General features: G+C 43.0%; 19 protein-coding genes. 8 read left to right on the forward strand and 11 right to left on the reverse strand.

The window, feature by feature from the left end; all coding sequences use genetic code 11:
* The first annotated feature begins 100 nt into the window (after nucleotides 1–100).
* The 3 genes from J7384_RS14685 to J7384_RS14695 all read left to right on the forward strand — a co-directional run bounded on the left by J7384_RS14685 (nucleotide 101) and on the right by J7384_RS14695 (nucleotide 4,259).
* Nucleotides 101–589 carry a zinc ribbon-containing protein gene (locus J7384_RS14685; protein ID WP_209115232.1) on the forward strand — a complete coding sequence of 163 codons (489 nt, stop codon included), beginning with the start codon at nucleotides 101–103 and terminating at the stop codon, nucleotides 587–589.
* Nucleotides 590–714: 125 nt separating this feature from the next.
* Complete coding sequence (locus tag J7384_RS14690; protein ID WP_209115234.1) at nucleotides 715–3,159, forward strand: ATP-binding protein; 2,445 nt, start codon at nucleotides 715–717, stop codon at nucleotides 3,157–3,159.
* Between the two features lie 284 nt (nucleotides 3,160–3,443).
* Nucleotides 3,444–4,259 carry a hypothetical protein gene (locus J7384_RS14695; RefSeq protein WP_209115236.1) on the forward strand — a complete coding sequence of 272 codons (816 nt, stop codon included), beginning with the start codon at nucleotides 3,444–3,446 and terminating at the stop codon, nucleotides 4,257–4,259.
* A gap of 109 nt (nucleotides 4,260–4,368) precedes the next feature.
* On the opposite strand, the gene J7384_RS14700 is transcribed toward J7384_RS14695, so the two are convergent.
* A complete protein-coding gene (locus J7384_RS14700) occupies nucleotides 4,369–5,274 on the reverse strand; it encodes a hypothetical protein (RefSeq protein ID WP_209115238.1) in 906 nt (301 codons plus the stop codon).
* 507 nt (nucleotides 5,275–5,781) lie between these two features.
* Here J7384_RS14700 and J7384_RS14705 point away from each other — a divergent pair.
* Nucleotides 5,782–7,530: a DEAD/DEAH box helicase gene (locus J7384_RS14705; RefSeq protein WP_209115240.1), complete on the forward strand. Its 1,749-nt coding sequence runs from the start codon at nucleotides 5,782–5,784 to the stop codon at nucleotides 7,528–7,530.
* 474 nt (nucleotides 7,531–8,004) lie between these two features.
* Nucleotides 8,005–9,057: a 4-hydroxyphenylpyruvate dioxygenase gene (gene hppD, locus J7384_RS14710; RefSeq protein WP_209115242.1), complete on the forward strand. Its 1,053-nt coding sequence runs from the start codon at nucleotides 8,005–8,007 to the stop codon at nucleotides 9,055–9,057.
* A gap of 81 nt (nucleotides 9,058–9,138) precedes the next feature.
* On the opposite strand, the gene J7384_RS14715 is transcribed toward hppD, so the two are convergent.
* Both J7384_RS14715 and J7384_RS14720 read right to left on the reverse strand, forming a co-directional pair.
* Nucleotides 9,139–9,681, reverse strand: coding sequence for a redoxin domain-containing protein (locus J7384_RS14715; protein WP_209115244.1), 543 nt, complete (start codon nucleotides 9,679–9,681; stop codon nucleotides 9,139–9,141).
* 10 nt (nucleotides 9,682–9,691) lie between these two features.
* Nucleotides 9,692–10,276: an NAD(P)H-dependent oxidoreductase gene (locus J7384_RS14720; RefSeq protein ID WP_209115246.1), complete on the reverse strand. Its 585-nt coding sequence runs from the start codon at nucleotides 10,274–10,276 to the stop codon at nucleotides 9,692–9,694.
* A gap of 150 nt (nucleotides 10,277–10,426) precedes the next feature.
* Here J7384_RS14720 and J7384_RS14725 point away from each other — a divergent pair, with 150 nt between their 5' ends.
* Entirely contained in the window at nucleotides 10,427–10,792 is a 366-nt protein-coding gene (locus J7384_RS14725; protein ID WP_209115248.1) for a helix-turn-helix domain-containing protein, read from the forward strand.
* 229 nt (nucleotides 10,793–11,021) lie between these two features.
* On the forward strand, nucleotides 11,022–11,429 hold the full coding sequence (locus J7384_RS19450; protein WP_209115250.1) for a PaaI family thioesterase: 408 nt from the start codon (nucleotides 11,022–11,024) through the stop codon (nucleotides 11,427–11,429).
* Between the two features lie 118 nt (nucleotides 11,430–11,547).
* On the opposite strand, the gene J7384_RS14735 is transcribed toward J7384_RS19450, so the two are convergent.
* The 7 genes from J7384_RS14735 to J7384_RS14765 form a co-directional block, all read right to left on the reverse strand.
* Nucleotides 11,548–12,234 (reverse strand): SDR family NAD(P)-dependent oxidoreductase, encoded by a 687-nt coding sequence (locus J7384_RS14735; RefSeq protein WP_209115252.1) that lies wholly within the window; start codon nucleotides 12,232–12,234, stop codon nucleotides 11,548–11,550.
* 162 nt (nucleotides 12,235–12,396) lie between these two features.
* Entirely contained in the window at nucleotides 12,397–13,038 is a 642-nt protein-coding gene (locus J7384_RS14740; RefSeq protein WP_209115253.1) for a nuclear transport factor 2 family protein, read from the reverse strand.
* Nucleotides 13,039–13,047: 9 nt separating this feature from the next.
* Complete coding sequence (locus J7384_RS14745; RefSeq protein WP_209115254.1) at nucleotides 13,048–13,938, reverse strand: alpha/beta hydrolase; 891 nt, start codon at nucleotides 13,936–13,938, stop codon at nucleotides 13,048–13,050.
* Between the two features lie 292 nt (nucleotides 13,939–14,230).
* Complete coding sequence (locus tag J7384_RS14750; RefSeq protein WP_209115255.1) at nucleotides 14,231–15,214, reverse strand: NAD(P)H-dependent oxidoreductase; 984 nt, start codon at nucleotides 15,212–15,214, stop codon at nucleotides 14,231–14,233.
* 8 nt (nucleotides 15,215–15,222) lie between these two features.
* Nucleotides 15,223–15,756, reverse strand: a complete 534-nt coding sequence (locus tag J7384_RS14755; RefSeq protein WP_209115256.1) for a nuclear transport factor 2 family protein — start codon at nucleotides 15,754–15,756, stop codon at nucleotides 15,223–15,225.
* Nucleotides 15,757–16,019: 263 nt separating this feature from the next.
* Nucleotides 16,020–17,693 (reverse strand): CARDB domain-containing protein, encoded by a 1,674-nt coding sequence (locus tag J7384_RS14760; RefSeq protein ID WP_209115258.1) that lies wholly within the window; start codon nucleotides 17,691–17,693, stop codon nucleotides 16,020–16,022.
* A 313-nt stretch (nucleotides 17,694–18,006) separates the two neighbouring features.
* Complete coding sequence (locus J7384_RS14765; RefSeq protein WP_209115260.1) at nucleotides 18,007–18,864, reverse strand: LysR family transcriptional regulator; 858 nt, start codon at nucleotides 18,862–18,864, stop codon at nucleotides 18,007–18,009.
* 174 nt (nucleotides 18,865–19,038) lie between these two features.
* Between J7384_RS14765 and J7384_RS14770 the strand changes: the two genes are divergently transcribed.
* Nucleotides 19,039–19,944: a LysR family transcriptional regulator gene (locus tag J7384_RS14770; RefSeq protein WP_209115261.1), complete on the forward strand. Its 906-nt coding sequence runs from the start codon at nucleotides 19,039–19,041 to the stop codon at nucleotides 19,942–19,944.
* On the opposite strand, the gene J7384_RS14775 is transcribed toward J7384_RS14770, so the two are convergent.
* Nucleotides 19,915–21,105 carry an MFS transporter gene (locus tag J7384_RS14775; RefSeq protein WP_209115262.1) on the reverse strand — a complete coding sequence of 397 codons (1,191 nt, stop codon included), beginning with the start codon at nucleotides 21,103–21,105 and terminating at the stop codon, nucleotides 19,915–19,917. The genes J7384_RS14770 and J7384_RS14775 overlap by 30 nt on opposite strands.
* Nucleotides 21,106–21,268 lie beyond the last annotated feature (163 nt).

The following is a 21,268-nucleotide window of genomic DNA, read 5'->3' on the forward strand; positions in this document are numbered from 1 at the left end:
AGCAACAAGCGCTTTGACAGTTTATTGCCGTGCAACATCAAGAGTGTTCTATACTTTTAAGGCAGCGTAACGCAACAAAAAGATAATGTAGGAGTTGATTATGAGTGAACGAGAGCAGGGCTTATTTGATCGCGTTTATCGACAACTGAGTGTTTGGCTTGAAGATGTTAATCAACACGAGCTGGTCAGTTTGATTGAGTTGGTAGAAAAAACGAAACAATATCTGCATGCCGCTGAGCAAATTCCGGAGCAACAACTTCAGCAATTTACCGATAATTTACAGCATGATTTAGTCGACTTTTATCATCAATATCAAGATCAAAGTCGAGGCTCAACCTATTTGGGGTTGCTCACCGAAAATTGGTGGGCGCAATTGGCGTTAATGACAGATAAAACACAAGTAGAGTGGGCTGAATTACTGGAAGACTTTGAGCATAGAGGCGAGTATCGAGAAGGCGATTACATTGGCTTTGGTGAGCTGGTTTGTGATAGCTGCCACCACAGTACCCATGTCTATCACTATTCACAGGTAATCGCTTGCCCACACTGCGGCGGTAAGCATTTTATTCGCAAAGCCCTTAAACCATAAAAGCAACAAACATAAAAAGAGAGGCAAGCATAAGTTGTTTTTAAGTGTGAACGGAGTACACTAAATCTCATTATAGTAAGAGTCAGCAATTGTTTGAAATTCAAGCAATAACCACGAGATATTAGATGACAGATCTAGTCGAGCAATTAGCACTTAAAGCCGAGCAATTAAGTGCTGATTTATCACCACAATTATTTTCCTCAGCAACAACAGCAACGTTAGCCTCAGACCAACAGAGTATTATTGGCCATGAGCGCGCTAAAGAAGCGCTCGAATTTGGCTTGGCGATGTCTGCTCAAGGTTTCAATGTTTTTGCCATGGGCGAACAGGGCACTGGTCGACAAACCTTGATCAGACAAATGTTGACTGATTATGCCCAACAGCAAGAAACACCACCAGAGTGGTGCTATATCAATAACTTTGAAGATAGTCACGCGCCAATAAAGCTCTACCTTAACCCCGGTGACGGCAAGCTGTTACTCAAGCGCGTTAATACCTTTATTGATGAACTACTCGATTTGTTTCCAGAGATTTTTGACAACCCGGGCTATCAACGTCAAAAAGCGGCAATTGATCGCGAGTTTAATCGAAAATACGACGAAGCCATCGCTTTGGTTGAGCAAACCGCGCTCAAGCACGATGTTGTGTTATACGAAGAAGCGGGTGAGGTCGGTTTTACCCCTGTGGTTGACGGCAAACCGTTAAGCGATAAAGAGTTTGCCAACTTAGATGAAACTAAGCGTAGCGATTTTTATCAGCTTTTAGTCAAACTTGAAGAACTCCTTGCTGAGCAGTTGTTGGAATTGCCGATATGGAAGCGAGAGTCTTCAGATAAGCTGCGCAAGTTAAAGAATGATACCGCCGAGCAAAGTATCAGACCTTTGTTAAAAGAGCTTGAACACGAATTCGCCAGTAACATAGGCGTGCTTAAATACCTTAAGCAAGTTAAAGAAAATATTGTAGAAGCAGTGCTTGAGACTTTAGTTGCTGATGATGCCAGCGAAAATCGCGAAAATCCGAGTGACAAAGATTTGCGCAAACTCATGGTTGAACGATTTTTGCCAAACTTGTTGTTTGAACGTGAAGCAGAGCAAGGGGCGCCGGTTGTTTACGAGCAAAACCCGACTTATCAGAATTTATTCGGCCACGTTGATTTTTCGACCTTTCAAGGCGCTACATATACTAGCTACCGCCTTATTCGTCCGGGCGCTTTGCATCGCGCAAATGGCGGCTACTTGTTACTCGACGCCGAGAAAGTACTCAACCAACCTATGGTGTGGTCGAGGTTAAAATTAGCGTTAAAAACACAGCAAATAAGTTTGGAAAACCCTTATGCTGAGCACAGTCAGTCGAGTTGGTATAGCTTGCAGCCAGAAAAAATTCCGCTGCAATTAAAGGTGGTATTACTGGGGGACTCAGAGCTTTATTACACGCTGCAAGAGTACGACCAAGAGTTTACTGAGCTATTCAGAGTTTTAGCAGACTTCGACCGCTATTTAGTCAATCAAAACGACAACTTATTGGCTTACGCTAATTTAATGCGTCAGCGGGCGGCTAAACTCGATTATCCCGAAATTGCCGACTGTGCGATTGCCGAGCTGGTGCGTTATGCTTTGCGCCGTGCAGAGCATCAGAACAAGCTTTCGGCCAATATTGTTCAGGTCAATGATTTACTTGACGAAGCCGTTTATTTGGTTAGAAAAAAAGCCACTAAAGAGCCGCACCTCGAACAAAGCTCTGCTGAACAGTCTACTATGATTCACGCTAGCGATATTCTCGATGCGTTGGCAGCCAAGCAGCGTCGTACTGGCAGACTTAGCGAAACTTGGCTGAGCGAGATTAAAGAGCAGCAAGTGTTGATCAGTACCCAAGGTAAGCAAGTGGGTAAAGTCAATGGTTTAACTGTGCTTGAAATTGGCGACAGTGTTTTTGGCACGCCAGCGCGAATTACTGCGACAGTATACGCCGGTAGTCATGGCGTTACTGATATTGAGCGCGAAGCTGAGCTTGGTAAAGCAATTCACTCAAAAGGGGTATTGTTACTGACGGGCTATTTAGGGCACAAATATGGCCAAGATTTTCCAGTGTCAATTTCAGCCAACTTAGCGATAGAGCAGTCTTACGGTTATATCGATGGCGATAGCGCATCAATGGCCGAACTTTGCGCCCTGATTTCAGCGATTACTCACTTGCCGATAGAGCAAGGTCTGGCGATGACGGGCTCGATTAATCAGCACGGCGAAGTACAGTCGATTGGCGGTGTTAACGAAAAGATTGAAGGCTTTTATCAACTCTGTAAAGACGAAGGCCTAACTGGACAGCAAGGGGTTATTATCCCGAAAACCAATGTCATTAACCTAATGCTCGATGCAGAAGTGATCGATGCCGTTGCGCAAGGGCAGTTCCATATTTACGCCGTTGACAATATTGATCAGGCTTTGAGTTTGTTAATGGCCACTGATGCCGGAGAAATGAGCAAAACGGGTCGCTACCCACGTAAGTCTATTCACGGTTTGGCGTTAGATAAGCTATCGCATTTCGCCGATTTATTGCATGGCAGCGACGAATAACGCGATTAGTTCATTTATTTTCCTCTTCTTTTAAACCTTTCTTTGTTTAATCAACACTAACTATTGGTGAAAGTTACCAATAGTTAGTGTTGTTATCGCATGCCTGTTAATCTCATTTAATCGTTTTGAGGTTAACTATTTGATAATAATGTAAAATTATTTTTGGTATCGATTTTGATTACTTTTGTGCAAATAGGGTTCATCTGATGACAATGAGGGCAGGAAGCTCCCATTGTCACTTGAATCAAAACAATGAATATAAATAAAAATTAGGGAATTTAACCATGAATAAAACCATGCTTATTGGCGCTGCTGCCGCAATGTTAACTACAGGATGCGTAATCGCGATCAATCCATCTTATGCCGACCAGCACAGCCAACAGTCTCTTAGCTTGTCAACTCAATCACTGAATCAGTTAATGATTGATGCTGGCGCCGGCAGTTTATCGGTTTACGGACAAACTGGCCTTGATGAAATCACAGTAGAGGCAGATATCTATCACGAGAAAGGTGCTGAGCATAAGGTTGAATTGAGTTTAAAGAAAAAGGGGAAAGCGGCTGAGCTAATCTCTCGAATTGATACCATGGGCAACTGGCAAGGCCAATCACCGCGCATTGACCTTGTGGTGAATGTGCCAGCAAAATTGCTGCTAGATATTGAAGATGGTTCAGGTGCAATTGTCGTACGGGACATCGATAATGCCGTATCGATTGACGATGGCTCTGGCAGTATCGAGTTGGTTAACGTTTCTGGTGAAGTACGTATAAACGACGGTTCTGGCAAAATCGAGCTTGCCAATGTTGGCAACAGCGTCGATATCAAAGATGGCTCTGGCAGTATCGACATCAATGAGGTTAACGGCGACCTTGCTATTGACGATAGTTCAGGCAGCATTGAAGTTGCACAAGTATCAGGTAATACCGATATTGAAGATGGCTCAGGTAGCTTAACGGTGCACGATGTTGGCGGAGTCGTGACTATTGATGATGGCTCAGGCAGTATCGAAGTCAAACGCGCTGGTGGTTTGAATATTATCTCAGACGGCTCTGGCGGCGTGACCATTAAAGATGTTAAAGGCCAAGTCGCCGTTAACGACTAACTTCAATCTAAAACTTTGAGCTAGTAACTTGATTACTAGCTCATTCTGATTACTCACACTTTAGAGCTTAGTGTACTTTTGTTCTAAAGCTTATTGTTTCAGAGCGATATTAAAACTTTCTTTTAAGCCCCAATAGAAAGCGTGACTGGCCCTCGTAAAACTCCAATCGTGAAAACCATTTAAGATCGTATACCAAGTTATTTTGGGGTTCTAATTCGAATGACACGGCGTGGCCAAATTCGAGGAAGTCTTCCGTTAATTCCGCCCGGCGACCAAAGCCTTGCCTGACGTGAGCGTAGACACTAAAAAGCTCCAATGGCGTATTGAAAATTTCAATATTTTGTTGCCAGCTTGCCACCACTTTGCTGTTATCGTTATCGAGGCGATAAATAAACTCGACGCTATAAACTTGTTCTTGTTGCTCGTACCTGAGTTCAGTGCGCAAAAAGTTGCCACCGAGCAAGCGCTCAGCGCTAAATTCAGCTGACCAATCGGCAGTTAAATCAAACGAATATTCAAGCTCGTAGTAATTGAGTTTATTAATCGAGTTAAAGACACTTGGTTGATTTAGTCGGTCAAGCTCACCAACGACAAACTCAAGTTGACCATTGGCAACTTTGTTTACCCGTCGCAAACCGGCAATCCAACCGTCTTTTGACAAGCCTGTTGACGACACTCGACCCTTGTATGTTGGAATAACACCAAATTCTGTTTTGCCATACTGATCCGATTGTCGGACAAATAGCCTTCTCAAATACAGATAGTTACTCTGACTCGCGTTAATTGTATTGTGGCTTGAAGCAAATCGATTACCAGTAGTGACAAAACCATGGATGCCAACATTTTCGCTGATTTGATAACTTGGGTAGGCACGAACCCGGTATTGGTAACGAGAGCCTCGGTCACTGTTGTAGTCGAAGCGAAGGTTAGCTTCTGATTTTAGCGACCATTTATCTGTTTCAGAGGTTGCATAAACATATTGTGGTGACAGCGTGAATAAAGACGATAACAGCACAACTAGTTTTGCGATGTTTGGTTTAAAAGGGAGACAATTCATAATCTTAATAGTGGCATGAAAAGTCCATATAGCAAAGTCGGACTTTATGTAGATATTGTTCGAGAAAGTCGATATAGCGATGTTCTTTGAGTTACTGTTGTCTCAGGCCGTTATTTTTAATTGCCTTAACCGCGATAACGATAAAATCTGTTTTAGCTAAACTTAGCCAAAATCGTCGAGTTATGTAGTAATAATGTTAACAAAATGACACTTTAATGGGTTAAATCGACTATTGTACTAAAAATCAACAATTTTACTTGCATATTCTATTTAAGTCGGTATGATGCGCGCCTCAAATCAAGCGACACAAAAAAGTCCTTGAATGTGATGAGTGGGGTTAATTCCGCCGCATAGACTTACCGGCTAACTTTCTTCTAAATAGCCAAGACCTTGAGAGCTTTAAGTCTTCCTGGTGGTTTCCTCTAAATGTACGCAGGATCATCCTGCCTTGAGAAGACAAATTATATGACAAATACCAGCACTGCTCCTGTGAGCTTTGACGCTTTAGGCTTGCCTGAATCTTTATTATCTGCATTATCTAGCATGGGTTTTGAATCGGCGACACCGATCCAAGCGCAAACTATTCCACATTTGTTGGCAGGTAAAGACGTTTTAGGTGAAGCACAAACCGGTACCGGCAAAACCGCCGCTTTCGGTTTACCGGCATTAGCCAATATTGACACTAGCGTTCGCAAGCCACAGTTACTTGTATTAGCGCCAACCCGTGAATTGGCTATTCAAGTTGCTGAAGCGATTGAGCAATTTGCCAAATTCATGAAAGGCTTAAAAGTAGCAACTCTTTACGGTGGCCAGTCATACGGTCCACAGTTCGCTCAATTAGAGCGCGGTGCTCAAGTTGTTGTTGGTACGCCGGGTCGCTTAATGGACCACTTACGCCGCAAAAGCTTAAACCTGAGCCACGTTAATTTTTGTGCTTTAGATGAAGCCGACGAAATGCTCAACATGGGCTTTTTGGAAGACATTGAGTGGATTCTTGAGCATTTACCAGCAGAAACGCAAATGGCGTTGTTCTCGGCTACTATGCCACCAGCGATTCGCAAAGTCGCTAACCGCTTTTTAGAAGAGCCAGAGCACGTAAAAATTGCTGCGGTTAAAAAAGCGAAAGCCAACATCAAGCAATACGCGTGGAAAGTGAGCGGTATTAACAAAAATACTGCGATTGAGCGCATTGCTGAAACGTTTGACTACGATGCCATGATTATTTTCGTGCGCACCCGTAACGATACGGTTGAAGTTGCTGAGTTTTTAGAACGTCAAGGTTACCCAGCAGCTGCGCTTAACGGTGATATGAACCAAGCTCAGCGCGAGCGCACCGTTGACCAATTGAAAAATGGCAAATTATCAATTTTGATCGCGACTGATGTTGTTGCTCGCGGTTTAGATATTCCACGTATCGACTTAGTTGTTAACTACGATTTACCAGGTGACAACGAGTCATACGTTCACCGTATTGGTCGCACAGGCCGTGCAGGTCGCAGCGGTACGTCTATCTCATTTGTTCGCCCAAGAGAAATGTACCAATTGCGCCACTACGAGCGTTTAACCTCAGGTACTATTGAACAGTTTGAACTGCCTAGCATTCAAGAAATTGGCAAAGCGCGTGTTGCACGTACGCAAAATCAATTGGCTGAATTAATTGGTCAGCAAGACTTAACGGCAATGCGTGAAATCGTTGAAAACATGGCCGCTGATGCTGAGTTGTCAATCACTGATTTAGCTGCTGCTTTATTGCACTTAAAACAGTTAAAGCAACCGCTACAACCGAAAGAAGATCCAAAACCGCGCCGTGAAATGCGCGACCGCGATAACCGTCGTGGCCGTGATGACCGTCAAGGTCGAGTGCGCAACGACAGAAATGATCGCGGTGATCGTCCTCGCAAGCCAAAAGTTGCCCGCAGCGACGTCGATTGGCAGAACTATCGCATCGAAGTAGGTAAAGAGCACGGCGCTAAGCCTGGTGATATTGTTGGTGCAATTGCTAACGAAATTTCACTTGATAGCAGCTACATTGGCGCAATTAACTTGTGTGAACGTCACAGTTTCGTGCAGTTACCTAAAGGTATGCCAACGGATACTTTCAAGAAATTGAAAGCGGTTCGCGTTCGTCGTCAAGCATTGGAAATCTCGGTTTCTGAAGCGCAAGTGGTGACCGAGCGTCCACGTCGTCGCGAGCGTCCTCGTCGCGCTAACTAGCCGACTATGCTCTGGCGTCTTGTAGACGTTAGAGCAATATACTGCTCGTATAGCACCAGCTCAGGCTGGTGTTTTTGTTTGTAATCCCCAAATTTTTTTTAATGTCTTTTGTTTGGCAATTAGCCAAATGTTATCAATTGCTATCTCAATAAATTGTTGGGGTAAGTGAGCCACTTCAAGTCAGTGGTTTGACCGTTAAACTCTTGTGTAATTTTTTCTATACAGCGGTAGCGGTTGAATTATCTAGAACTTGCAAAAAGTTTGTCATTTTTCGTTCAGTATCTCGTGTCAGATAGTTTACATACGCCAAATTACCGCGCACGTGAGCACTCTTCTTTTTTCAGTTTTTCCTTTTAATAATGAAAGCATACTTAGTTCCCAAAGGGTAAAGTACAGCTAACAACAATTTTGGTTCAACGCCAATTAATGCTGAAAACTTTGATCGAAAAATAATGAAATAAGCCGAGTAGCAAGATGACAACAGCAATCGATAACAAAAATCCACTGAACTTACGTGGCATCGAGTTCACCGAATACGCCACCCCTGACAGTGATTTTATGGAGCAGGCTTTTTACGGTTTTGGTTTTTCAAAAACGAAAAAATTTAAAGGCCGTGATATTGATTACTTTAACCAAAACGATATCCATTTTTTACTGAATAACGAGCAAGCGGGCTTTTCTCGTGAGTTTGCTAAAGCACATGGCCCGGCAATTTGCTCTATGGGATGGCGAGTCGATAACGCCGCTTATGCTTATGCAGAAGCTGTAGCTCGCGGTGCTAAATCTGCGCAAGAGGCACCAAACAAATTACCTTACCCTGCAATCTACGGCATTGGCGATAGCTTAATTTACTTTGTCGACAAATTCGGTGACAAAGGTAGTATTTATCAAGACGATTTTGAGCAACACAGCACGCCAGTGGTTGTTGAAGAAAAAGGTTTTAGAGCGGTTGATCACCTTACCAACAACGTTTATCAAGGTACTATGGAGAAGTGGGCAAACTTCTATAAAGATGTCTTTGGTTTCACTGAAGTGCGTTACTTCGACATTAAAGGTGTGAAAACGGCACTAGTGTCTTACGCGTTGCAATCGCCTTGTGGCACTTTCTCGATTCCAATCAACGAAGGTAAAGGCACTAACAATAACCAGATTGATGAATATCTTGACGAATACAATGGCCCTGGTGTTCAGCATTTAGCGTTTATTACCGACGATTTGGTCGGCTCGCTAGACAAGCTCGACAAATCAATTATTGATACCTTGAATATTGTGCCTGAGTATTACGATGATATTTTTGATCGAGTACCTTGGGTTAAAGAAGACAAAGAGCGCATTAGAGAGCACCAAATTTTGGTTGATAGCCAAAATGAAAATAGCTACTTGCTACAAATATTCACCAAGAATATTTTTGGTCCAATTTTTATCGAAATGATCCAGCGGGTTGACGACAAAGGCTTTGGCGAAGGTAACTTCACTGCGCTATTTAAGTCTATCGAACTCAACCAAATGGAACGCGGCGTACTCTAACTGTCTCTAACTGCGCCTATTCGGTTAAAAACTTAAAAAGCCCGCTGTTATTGAAACATCGGGCTTTTTAGTTTGCGTCAATTAACTATGCATACCGCGTATCGGATAGTTATTGTCTGGGTTTTTAATCCAGGCTAAGCCGTTAACTAGGCTGTCGAGATCAGGGCGAACAAAAGGGTTGTTCGAGATATCGACAACTTGTACGGTGCCGCGTTCGTTAACCACATACAATGCTGGCTCGGCAAAAGGGTGATCGGTTTCTTGCGCTGAACGTGGATCTGATATGTAGGTGCCAAGTATTTTCATATCGTCGGTTGTTAAGCCGTAAGCCAGCGGTAAATCGATTTTTAGCTCGGGAATGTGTTGCTCCAGCTGGGCTTTACTGTCACCTGAAACTGCAATAATGCTAACCCCAAGTGCCGCGAGTTGGGCTTTGTAATCTTGTAATTGGTTTAAGTATTTAGTGCATAGTGGACAATGTCGACCGCGGTAAATCACCACTAATTGCCAGTCAAAGCCTTCCTCTACATGCCCTAACACCCGTTCGCCGCCTTCGTATAAAGGTACTTTAATCATTGGGAACTCAGCACCCGCCAATAGTTTGTTTGTGTATTGAACTGTCATTGTTGCTCTCCTAAAAGTGAGTGTTGAGGTGGTGCTCAAAGCGCGCGAAATCATCTTCGATGTTCGGATTTTTCATCACGTCAAAGCAGGTGAAGGTTGGCAATGCTTCGATACCAAAGAAACGAAAATTCATGTGCATTGGAAACATTAAATCATCGACACTTTTGCCTTGAAACAAGTATTCTGACGAGTTGTCAAAGGCTTGTTTTGGCGCGTTAAAAGTCAGTGATAGCATGTATTTTTTGCCTTGGGCTGTTCCACCAGTACCGTAGTTATCAGTTGGTGCTTCGGTTGTTCGGCCATCGCCATTACACAGGGCTCCAGCCATGCCCGCGGTGTAAACTTCATCAATATATTTTTTGAATGACCAAGGCATTCCCATCCAGTTGACCGGTGCTTGAACAATAATAATATCAGCCCATTGGTGGTTCACCAGTTCCTGTTCAACGTCAATATGCTCACTCATTGTCACGACCCGAGTTTGATGACCTTTGGCGCTTAAAGTGGTGACGGCTCGGTCGACTAACGATGCGCTTAGTTTGCCTTCAGAAAATGGGTAATACTGGTGTGCGTTAATAATTAATACGTTGCTCATAAGTGTCTCTTTAAGTTGTGTAGATTGTTCGGCCAATAAAACTTCGATCAGTCATTTGTTTGAGCCAGTTCATGTGGTATATTTTAGTTACCTTAGTTTTGCAATCAACTAGTATACTTTTTGTAACCTGGTTTTAATTGGTGTGTTTTTTTGAAAAGTAAAATAGAAACAGATAGTTATGGCAGAAAAAAAGTTATTAACGTTTGTCATGAACCCTGTGCGATAGAAAAAGGCATGCGCTTCATTGGTGGCAAGTGGACTGGCTCGATTATCTATCACTTAAAAGATGAGCCTGTACGTTTTAATGATTTGTGTCGACTACTTGGTGGCGCAAGTAAAAAAATGATTGATCAGCGACTCAAAGAACTAGAAGCTCGTAATATGGTGCGAAGAGAGGTCATTGAGCAAAGGCCAATTGCAGTCACTTATGAGCTAACTGAGTTCGGCCGTAGCGCATTATCGATTTTAGAGGCCTTGAGAGACTGGTCTGAGCAAAATCAAATACCGTTAGATTAATGGAGCAAGTCGCGAGTTTGAGTGATTAATCAATCAGCATCTGCATTCGTTATGTTTAACACAGTATGTTCAAAGGCGAAAATATATGGTCGCTTGATAATTGCTCATTTTAAACTAAATTCCAACAATGGGTATAAAACTTGACCATATGGTTAGTTTGTTATGCCCGGTTATAGAATTTTATTTGGGCATATTGTATGAAATATAGCGCAATAACAGGAGATATTTTGTGGCAACAAAGCAAGAACTAAAGGCGTTTTTTCAGCGTGAATTTCCTCAAGCGAATTTTGAGATCGAATCTGCAGGTGATAGATCCTCGCAGCTACGCAAATTGATCAACAATGATCATTTGCGCCCAGGTGGTACGGTTTCTGGACCAACCTTGATGGCTATGGCAGACGCGGCACTCTACGTCGCTATTTTGGCAGAAATAGGTTTAGTTGCCTTAGCAGTAACCACTAATTTAAACATTAACTTTTTGCGTAAACCAGCCGCTGACAAAGATATTATTGCCAAATGTCAGCTGATTAAGCTCGGTAAAACACTCGCCATTGGCGATGTTTTTTTATACTCAGATGGTGATGACAACCCGGTTGCTCATGCGGTTGGCATTTATTCCATTCCTCCAAATAAGTAAAGTAATCGGGGGAAGTGGCTTGGGTATATGATTACTTGCGTTAGCAATTCGCGAATACGGTGCCTGACAATATAAAATGGGCGAGTTCGCTGAGCTCCTTCTTTAAAATTATCACTAACTACCAAGCGATTTGTTTTTTATCGCGAAAGAACTCGCCAGTTGGCCCGTCGTTGCTAAGGCCAGCTAACCAAATTGCGGTTTCTGCACCTTTTTCTGGTGAGCGAGTAGCCGCCATACCACCCATTCGCGTTCTTACCCAGCCCGGACACATGGCATTTACCTTGAGGTATTTACGGTACTGTTTGGCGATAATTTGAGTCATTACGTTGAGACTGGATTTGCTGATAGCATAAGCAACAGGTCCTTCAAGCATACCTGACGTTGCGCCCCAGCCAGATGAAACATTAACGATGCGGCCAAAGCGGTTTTTAGCCATTTTAGGGGCAAAAAACTGCATCAAAGCAAATGGCGCTAGCGCGTTTACTTGCATTGATTGTTGCAATTGCTCTGGACTTAGCTGATCTAACTCCTCGCGTTCTAAAACACCGGCATTGTTAACTAAAACATCTATTTTGGGGTATTGTTGGTCGATATCGTTTAAGCAAGTTGCTATAGCGTCGGCATCTGATAAATCTAATGTTACTGGCGTGATTTTGCCATCAGTTTTATCAACGAGTTTCTCTGCTGCGTTAATATCGCGACAGCCCATTAAAACGTGGTAGTTTTGTTTGGCCAGCCCCTTGGCGATGGCAAGGCCAATACCTCGATTGGCACCTGTGACCAGTGCTACTTTGGTTTGAGACATAGTTTGCTCTCTATGTGGGCGACAAATCGCACTGGCGAGAAAGTTTGCCCGTGCGATTTTTTTGATTAAACAAGACATAAGTTAGACATAAGTTAAGCGCTACCTTTGGTCATATTTATGGGTGAGATAACGTCAACATCGGTTGCATGAGCTACGCGCTTATTAAAGCGCCACTAACTGCGCTTGTTTAGCTGCAAGTTTTTTCGGCGCTAACGCTGCGGCTTTTGCCAATACTTCTCGGCTGCCGTTTTCGTTAGTACGCTTGAGCGTTAGCGACTCAATTAACCATTGCTCTTCAACGCGCTTTAGCTTGAAGATGTAGTAGCCACTAATCTGCCAAAAATCTTGTGTAACATCGCCCTCAGCATTTGTCTCTGTTAAGTAGTGGCTGGCTGTGATATCAGCCGTTGCCCGAGCGTCGAGACCACTAATTTTTACCTTGATGTTAGAGATATCGTGATAGGTCAAATCAAAACCCGGTAGCAAACCAGCCCACTGCTTCATCAGTGTGACACGATCAACGACGGCGGGCTCACCACCAAAGGCCGAGGTATAATCAACCGTCACTTGTTGATTAAAAAGTGCACCCAAGTACTCAAAGGCACTTTGGTCGGCAAAACTGGCAAAACTCTTAATGTTTCGTGTTATTTGGTCACGGGTTTGATTGGACGATAATACTTGCCTTTGCTCCGGTGTATTCACTTGATCTTGGGCTTGTGTCGTCATATGTGGTACTCCTGCTGTCAGCACTAAAAAGGCTGCGGCCAGTTGTTTAAACTTGTCTGTAAATTTTAATGCTTGCACATTACATCCTTAGCTGGCTAAAACAGCGTTGAAGTGCTCAGCAACCGCTTTGGTGGCGGTGTTAACGTGTTGTTCAACATCGTAGAAGTCGAACTGGCTGACATCGTCTAGCCATAAAACAGAGACGTTGTTGTCGGCGTTAGTATTCGCTTTAGCAAGGTATTGCTCGGTCCCCGCAGGTAAAGCCATAGCCTGAGACGCAACTAGTAGTACAGGTTTGTCTTGATTGCTAGCAGGGCTAATTGCGTCGTATGTTAACCAAGGCTTCCACGAGGCAACGTTAAACAAATTGTCGTACTCAGGAATTAAACCGCGACCTTGTTCGGTGTAATACGGGGCTTGATACATTAAAGCGTTTTCGTTTTCGACACTTGCTGCTTCGATAAATACGCCATTACTCGCTTTAGCTTCTTCACCCAATTCAATTAAGTTACTAACACTCGCTTCGCCGCCATAGATTTGATCCGCTAATTCGCGATTGTGTAACCAAGGTGCGACTGATGCAGCACCACTAACATCAGTGTTTTGTGCAACTGCGTCGAGCATGTAACCGGCTGATGCACAAACGCCTAAACCGAAAATTTTGCTTGAATCAACCTCTGCTAGTGATTTAACTGCAGTGATAACGGCGCGAATATCTTCTGTTTTTCTCGCCGGATCTTCTAAGTATTGGATACTGTCGGCTGACGCGCCCCAACCGCGAAAATCAAAGGTCAGTGCGGCAAAGCCATTTTCAGCAAGTGCTTTGGCATAAACTGCTGGCATTTGCTCTTTCACCGTTGTCCAAGCACCAGTAACAATAACAACCGGTGGCTTTTGGCCAGTTTGATTAGCTTGCTCTGGTAAGTATAAGTTTGCTGCTAAGTCGCCAACACGGGTATTTACGGTGAATGTTTTCATCTTGTTTCCTCATTTCTCTTGCTTGTCTTGAAGCTAATATCTTTTAACGAGTACAAGTGTAGCTAAGCAGATTGATAAAAATTAGACGATTATTAGCTAAAGCTTTATTAGTTTTTACCTAATAATATTGGTGGGGTAATGTTCGTTCTTTTATGCTTAGCTTTAAAAAAAATAGAAAACCGCGTAATGAATATTCATTACGCGGCTTTAGCTGATGGGCTATTTACTCAGGCGGTATACTGCCGTGCCGAGTTAATTGCTGTGTGCTAGCTTAAGGTGACGTGAGTATAGACTAACTCAACACTTCTACAACATAGTCACTTATCGTGACATGGCCGCTGTCATCAAGAGTTAGTTGCCAAGTTTCGTTAACTAACATATTAATGCTTTCGCCTTTGAGAGCTGAGTCTGGGTAGGTATCGGCTTTTAACCTTATGCGCAATTGTGCTTCGCAGCTTGTTACACCATCAGGTGCATTTTGCTTGTCATTTTCGGTGACAATTAGCTGTTCAACAATGTGTTCACAGTTTGGTTTAAAAGTCGCACGGGCAATCGCGTACCAATCTCTGAACCCTTCGTGACCAATAAACTCACCATCAGGCATTACCATGCGAATATCGTCACTCAAATGAGCGAGAAACTTATTTTCGTCGTCGGCTAGTACATCGAAATCGGCAAACCACTGGTTGACAAATTTAGCAACTTTTTGCTCCGCAGAGCCAGCGAGTTGGTTAATTTGTTCAATTAAGCGATGGCTGTGATCTAGCGCTAAGTTTTGTACGTCTTCGAGCTCGTTGTAAACCCCTGGAATATAGACCATGCCATGAGTGTAAATAGGCGCGGCAAAGTTCATTTCAGCCAAGTAAGCGGTTTGCTGCAATGGTAAAATTAACAGCTCAATAGTGAAATGGTTGTAGCCAAGCGGTTGATATGAGTCTTTTGGCCCGCCGATGGTAAAAGATAAAATTAAGTCTTTACCTTTTAGTTTGTCGCCTTTGGCACCGTAAGCAAAGTTGTAGCTAAACACATCGTCTAACCATTTTTTCAACAATGCCGGCGTTGAGTACCAATAAAATGGAAACTGCAAAACAACAATATCTGCTTTGATCAGCGCCGCTTGCTCAGCGCCAACATCGATTTGATAATCGGGGTAAAGTTGATGAAGCTTACGCACTTCGAGGTTATCGAGTTGCTGCTCAAGCGACTCGATAATTACCGTATTAGTATTTGATTCGGCAAGGTTAGGGTGACCCGAGACAACGAGAATATTAGTCATCATTAATCCTAGTTAAAAAAGCTGTTAAAGAAGGCGTCTGAGCGATATAAGTCGCCTGAAAAGTTTTGTACGCGTTTTATTTTTCCATTTTCAATCTGATAAAGCAGTATCCAGTTAATATCGATGTTTTCGCCATCCGTATTGCTAAAACCGCGATGAGCATCGATGACATAAGTATCGTTTGCTGCCAAAATCATTACTTCTGCCTTAAAGCCTGCTTTGCCTAACTGACTGAAAAATTCAGTGAACTCAGCAATACCTTTTTTAGTGCCGGCAAGTTTGTGACGTCCGGGGATATGCCATTCAACATCTTCAGCAACAAATTGTTTGATTGCCACCAAGTCACCTTTTGCGTAAGCACCGAAGAAGCCTTGCACTACTTTTAATGCCGCACTATTTTCAGAACCACTTGCAACTGGGTTAGCTGGTTTTGGCCACAGGTTTTCTTGGTTAATGGCTTTTGCATCATCTGCCAATATTGAATTACTGACCAAGGCAATAGAAGCCACGCCGAGTAATGATAAAGCTAATTTTTTTAACATAGATAAACTCCTAACGTGTTTGAGGTCGCTGACGTCGATACTCGATAGTTTTATTAGCAACGGGAATAAGGCTAGTGTAGAAAAATAGATTGATAATAATTAGATGCTTATTAGCTAAATAATTATTAGTCCTTAGCTAATAATGTAACTATTGTGATTACAGATATTTGCTAAATGTTAGGCGCAATAAAAAAGCTCTTTCAAAAGAAAGAGCTTTAGATATAAGTCTATGATGCGTGGCATCGTTTTATTTTTGTTGAGCCTTATCGTCTAATTGAGCCGCCACACTGCTTGGGCACAATTAACTTCATTTTAGCTTTGTTGTTGTTTTCGAGTGTCTCGTCTACTTCAGCAAAAGTGTCAGCTTGAGCAAATATACTGTATTTACCTGCTGGTAAGGTCACCGAGCCGTTAACAAAGGTTGAGCTGTAGCCATTTAGTCCTGCTAAGTCATTCTTTTTCCTAATTAGGCCTCCTGCTGCGATACTGGTTGAGAACTGGGTGGCGTTGTCTGTTTCAGTATTGAAAACATTGTACGCATATCGGTAGCTGCAACCGCGTTCGGTGATTGCTGACGCATCATCTAGCGAGAGTTCGATTGTACTGCCCCAAGGTGCCATCGTCTGACCTAGGATTAAATCGCCCCGTAAGACTAAGTCAACTTTTCTGCCGAAGATATCTGGTGATAAATAGGTGGTTTTTATCGCTGAGCAGTAGGCTTTATAATGTGTACTGACCATTTTTGATTGACCGTCGAGTTGCACTTCAACGGCGATAATAGGCTTTTGGTTTAGCGTTAGGTTATTCCCTAGGCTTTGTAAACCACCATTATCAATGGCTTGTATATTGTTGCTAGCAAGTGATCCCTTACCTTCTGATTTTGCGGGCAATATCGAAATTTTGTGAGTGAGTAGTACTAGATCAGTATTAACAAATGACTTTTGTTTCCAGCTAGTTACCGGCTTGCCGTTTTCAATAAAACGATAGCGCAGTTTTCTTGTTACGTTTGACGCATTGTTTAATGCTATTGATGCCGTCGCAGTTACTTTACGCGGGCATTTGCCTGTTGATATTGGAGGATCAACGCTAATCGATGCCGTTTCAATTAATAGCGGGTTTAATATGCCGCCATCGTCGCCAAGTTCAACTTTCGGCGTATATTCGAGCTTTGGGTCACCAATATAGTTATATCGAATTGTTACTGGAACTTCAGAATAGCTGAAAAACGGCGTGGTTGGATCCCAGTCGTGGTCATACGGCCAAATGTAGTCAGGCGCTTTAATTGAGCAAGACGCTGCTAACGTGAGTGGTACGTCAATACTAAAGCTGTGATTTTGTTTAAAGAACTCAAGACGATCACCACCATTTTCAATATGTTGTTGCAAGGCTTGATTAAACAGAGTTTCGCCATCAATTGCAGGTGTAGCTTCACCCTTTGGATGGCGCAGTGAAGCGACTGGAATATTGAAGTCAAAAGGCGCAGCCGCTCGGCCAATCATAGACAAACTATTTAGGTTATTGGCGTTTCTTAACTGCCAAGTTTCAGGGATGACAGCAGGATAAGCAATGCCATCGTAATAGTCTCCGCGGTCGTATTGGTGATAGTATTCAATATCTGGTTGGCCTCCCGTTCCCAGCCATACTTGAGTGTGTTCCTTGTCGATGTAGCTCTTGCGTCTAACGCCAAAACTGATGTACTTAGAATAGCCACATTGCTTAACAGCTGTTAAACCGCTAAAAGTGACTTCATCTGATGAATACCCCATGGTGAAGTCTTTCAACTTAGTACTTGCCGAGTTGTTTTGCATATTAAGCTCAACAACTGGGTTTGGCACATTTAAACGTAAATCGAGAAATATGTTGTCGGTAACATAGCCTGACTCTGCCGATACGCTGGTCGCGAGGCTAATTGCCGACAGGGCGAACAATGTGCTCACTGTATTCTTTGTGTTGACTACCTGCATGTAATATCTCCAATCCTTATTGTATTTGACTATCTTTTTATTGAGCTACTGGCGCTAACTTTTCGCTGTTGTTAATACCGAATGAGATAATAAGGTTCAGTAATAAGTTGGCGCGTTAACTAAGCTCAGTGCATGGTAGAAGAAACGCAGGTGTGGGGTAAAATTATATAATTTAATAGCGCTATTAATTTAACTTTAATCTTTAAAAATCATGTGCTTGCTGGTCAGGCCTTGATGAAAAAACATCAGAAGCAGCGCTTGTTTTAGAGAGGGGGCGTTGTACTTTTTAAAGATATTGGGGCATATTATCGCGGAGATGCTCGATAACTCTTTTTTGTAAGTCGGAAACATATCTATTTTTGACGTAACTTAAGACTATGGCCAGTTGTACCTTATTTTTATGGTGAACTATTTCTATTAAGTCGCCTTCAACAACCATATGCTTTGAAGCAACGGCCTCGCCAAAGCCCATTTTTACGCCGTCTATAAGACCATAAACATCGTCGTAAAAGCTGCGATCAAACTCTAAGTCTTGCATGCCTTGCTCGGCAAAAAAATCATAGGTGGTCATGTCGTGGACATCGTGATCTAAAAAGCATGGTGGTGACTGGCGAAATTCTGCATTTCTATTGCGAATATGCACGAGAGTTTCATAGCCAACGATACAAGACTCAATACTGGGATCCTTAATTGGATCGTAAGTCAAAATAAAATCGACTTCCCCCGACAGCAGCAACGCTGGCAGTTCTCTTAGCTCTTTTGACAAAAACTCGGCTTTTAATTGATGAGGAGAATTAATCAGTGGAATTAGTGATGGCATCACTACTGAGCGCATTACTGAGCTAAAGGCGCCAATGCGAATAATGCCATTGGCCATGGCACTTTGACCAGTAACACGGTTGAGGGCTTCTTGTTCACGAATCTCCAGATCTTGAACATAATCAAACAATAGTTTGCCCGATTCTGTGAGGGCAATACCATCTGGGTTGCGTATCAGGAGGTTGGTACCTAACTCCTGTTCGAGTTTAAGTACGCGCTGTGAAAGTGCAGACTGAGTAATGCAAAGCACGTCAGCTGCTTTACAAAAATTTCTTTCAATACCTACCTGAAAAAATGCGTTCAAACGATCTGTGTTTAACTTCATTGGTCAGTATCTGGCTCAACCCTCAATATAGTTGATTATATTGCTTTTGGGGGTAATTGATAGAGATAAATTTGCCCGCTTTGCAAACTAAAATGAGATGGCAAAAGCGGTATTTGTAGATTAATTATTAGTTTTTGCATAATAATACCCCATAAATACCTTTTGGCTTTTGTTATGAATGGCACTATGTTTAATCAGTTAACTGTGTTTCACACCATTGTTCGTGAGGGCAGTATCACCAAAGCAGCTCAAAAGCTTGAAATTGCTTCGCCGTCGGTCAGTAATGCGCTCAAAGCCTTAGAGGAGCAACTTGGTTTACCGCTTTTTACACGAACAACACGCCGTATTGAATTAACTGAGGCGGGTAAGTTATTGCACGAGCAAACACAAAGCTCGATGACCGACTTAAACTTTGCCTTTGAGCGTGTTAGTGATTTAAGCAAAGTACCTTCAGGTAAGGTCCGTTTAACCCTGCCAAGGTTTGTTTATCAATACTTGTTGAAACCGTTTTATCTTGAATTTTGCCAGCGCTACCCTTCGATAGAATTGGAAATATCGATATCGGACGCAGCCATTGATATTTTAAAAGAGGGTTTTGACTTAGGCATTCGCTTTGGTGACCGAGTGGAAGAAGGCATGATCGCAAGGCGTTTAACTGAGCCGATGAAAGAAGCCTTATTTGCATCGCCCCGTTATTTTGAGCGGTATGGCACGCCACAAAGCCCGATCGAACTTAGCGCACACAAATTAGTTCAGTATCGATTTATCGCCTCAAACCAATTGGCACCTTTGCTGTTAATCGACAATGGCCAATCGTTAACCGTTGATATGCCCAAAGCACTAATCGTTAACGACACTGATATCATGTTAGACGGCGCTTTATCCGGCCTTGGTATTGGCCGCATGGTTGAACCTATGGTGCAAGACTACTTTGCCTCTGGCCAGCTGTTACCAGTCTTGCAACCTCATTGGTACCCATACTCGCCACTTTATGTTTATTTTCACAAAAATGCCCAAAAAGCGAAGCGAGTACGGGTGTTAATCGACTTTTTATTGGAGAAGTGTGGCGTTAGTACCTAGCTTATCACGGTTGTCTAAATAGGCTGATATTCTCGTTAATACTAATGCTAGTACAACAATTAGTGCGCCAATCCAAGGTAAATGGAGTAGCGCCATATCTTCAACCACAACACCGCCGACAATTGACCCTATAGCAATCCCCACGTTAAATGCCGCAATGTTTAAGCCTGAGGCAACGTCTACCGCATTTGGTGTATATTTTTCAGCAAGCTGTACAACATAAACTTGTAAGCCAGGGACGTTGCCAAAGGCAAATGCCCCCCAAATAAGTACGGTAAGCACCGCACTAACAGGATTACTAGCAGTAAAGCTAAAGGCAACTAACACCAGAGCTAGTGCAGTGAAAATAATCTGTAGTGCTTTTACTGGGCCTAAGTTATCGGCAAGTTTGCCACCCCAAATGTTACCAATAGCAACAGAAACACCGTAAACCAGCATGATTAGACCAATTGAACTAGAGGCAAAGCCAGACACGTTTTCTAAAATAGGTGCCAAATAAGTAAATGCGACAAAAGTACCACCGTAACCAACTGCGGTCGTGCTGTAAACAATCAGTAGACGAGGTTGAGTTAGCACCTTGATTAGCTCAGTGAACTTGGCTGGCGCCGCTTGTTTTAAATTTGACGGAACCAACAGCGTTGAGCCTATTAACGCGATTAAACCGAGCAACGAAACCGTTAGAAAAGTTGCTCGCCAACCAAATTCTTGACCAATCCAAGTCCCTAAAGGTACACCCGTGACTAGCGCGACAGTTAACCCGGTGAACATAATGGCTATGGCACTGGCTTCTTTGTCTTTCGGCACTAAACCTGTGGCAATTGTTGAACCAATCGAGAAGAACACACCGTGGGCAAGCCCGGTCAGTATTCGAGCGACAATTAATGAATGATACCCCGGCGCTTGCCAAGCCAATAAATTTCCGGCGACAAATAGCGCCATTAAAGTCATTAAAACCAGTTTTCTATTCCAGCGGCCGGTGAGAGCGGTTAATACCGGGGCACCAATCGCCACACCGAGCGCGTAAAGGCTGACGAGTAAGCCAGCAGACGGCAATGAAACCGCCAAGTCGTCGGCAATAGTTGGTACCAAACCAACAATCACAAACTCGGTGGTCCCAATGGCAAAAGCACTTAAGGTAAGTGCAAATAGAGCTAAAGGCATCTTGTAATTCCTGTGAGTTAAAAAGATGCGCTATTATCAAGACTTCTCTGCACGACAAAAACCGCATAAATAACAAAATATTTTTGTTAAAATAGATATAATCGAGCTAGTGTTATTGTCAGTTGTAGCACTGAAATTATGATTAACCGCGTAAAATACTAGG

The organism is Endozoicomonas sp. G2_1 (genome assembly GCF_017744155.1).
Lineage (GTDB): Bacteria > Pseudomonadota > Gammaproteobacteria > Enterobacterales > Alteromonadaceae > JAGHQT01.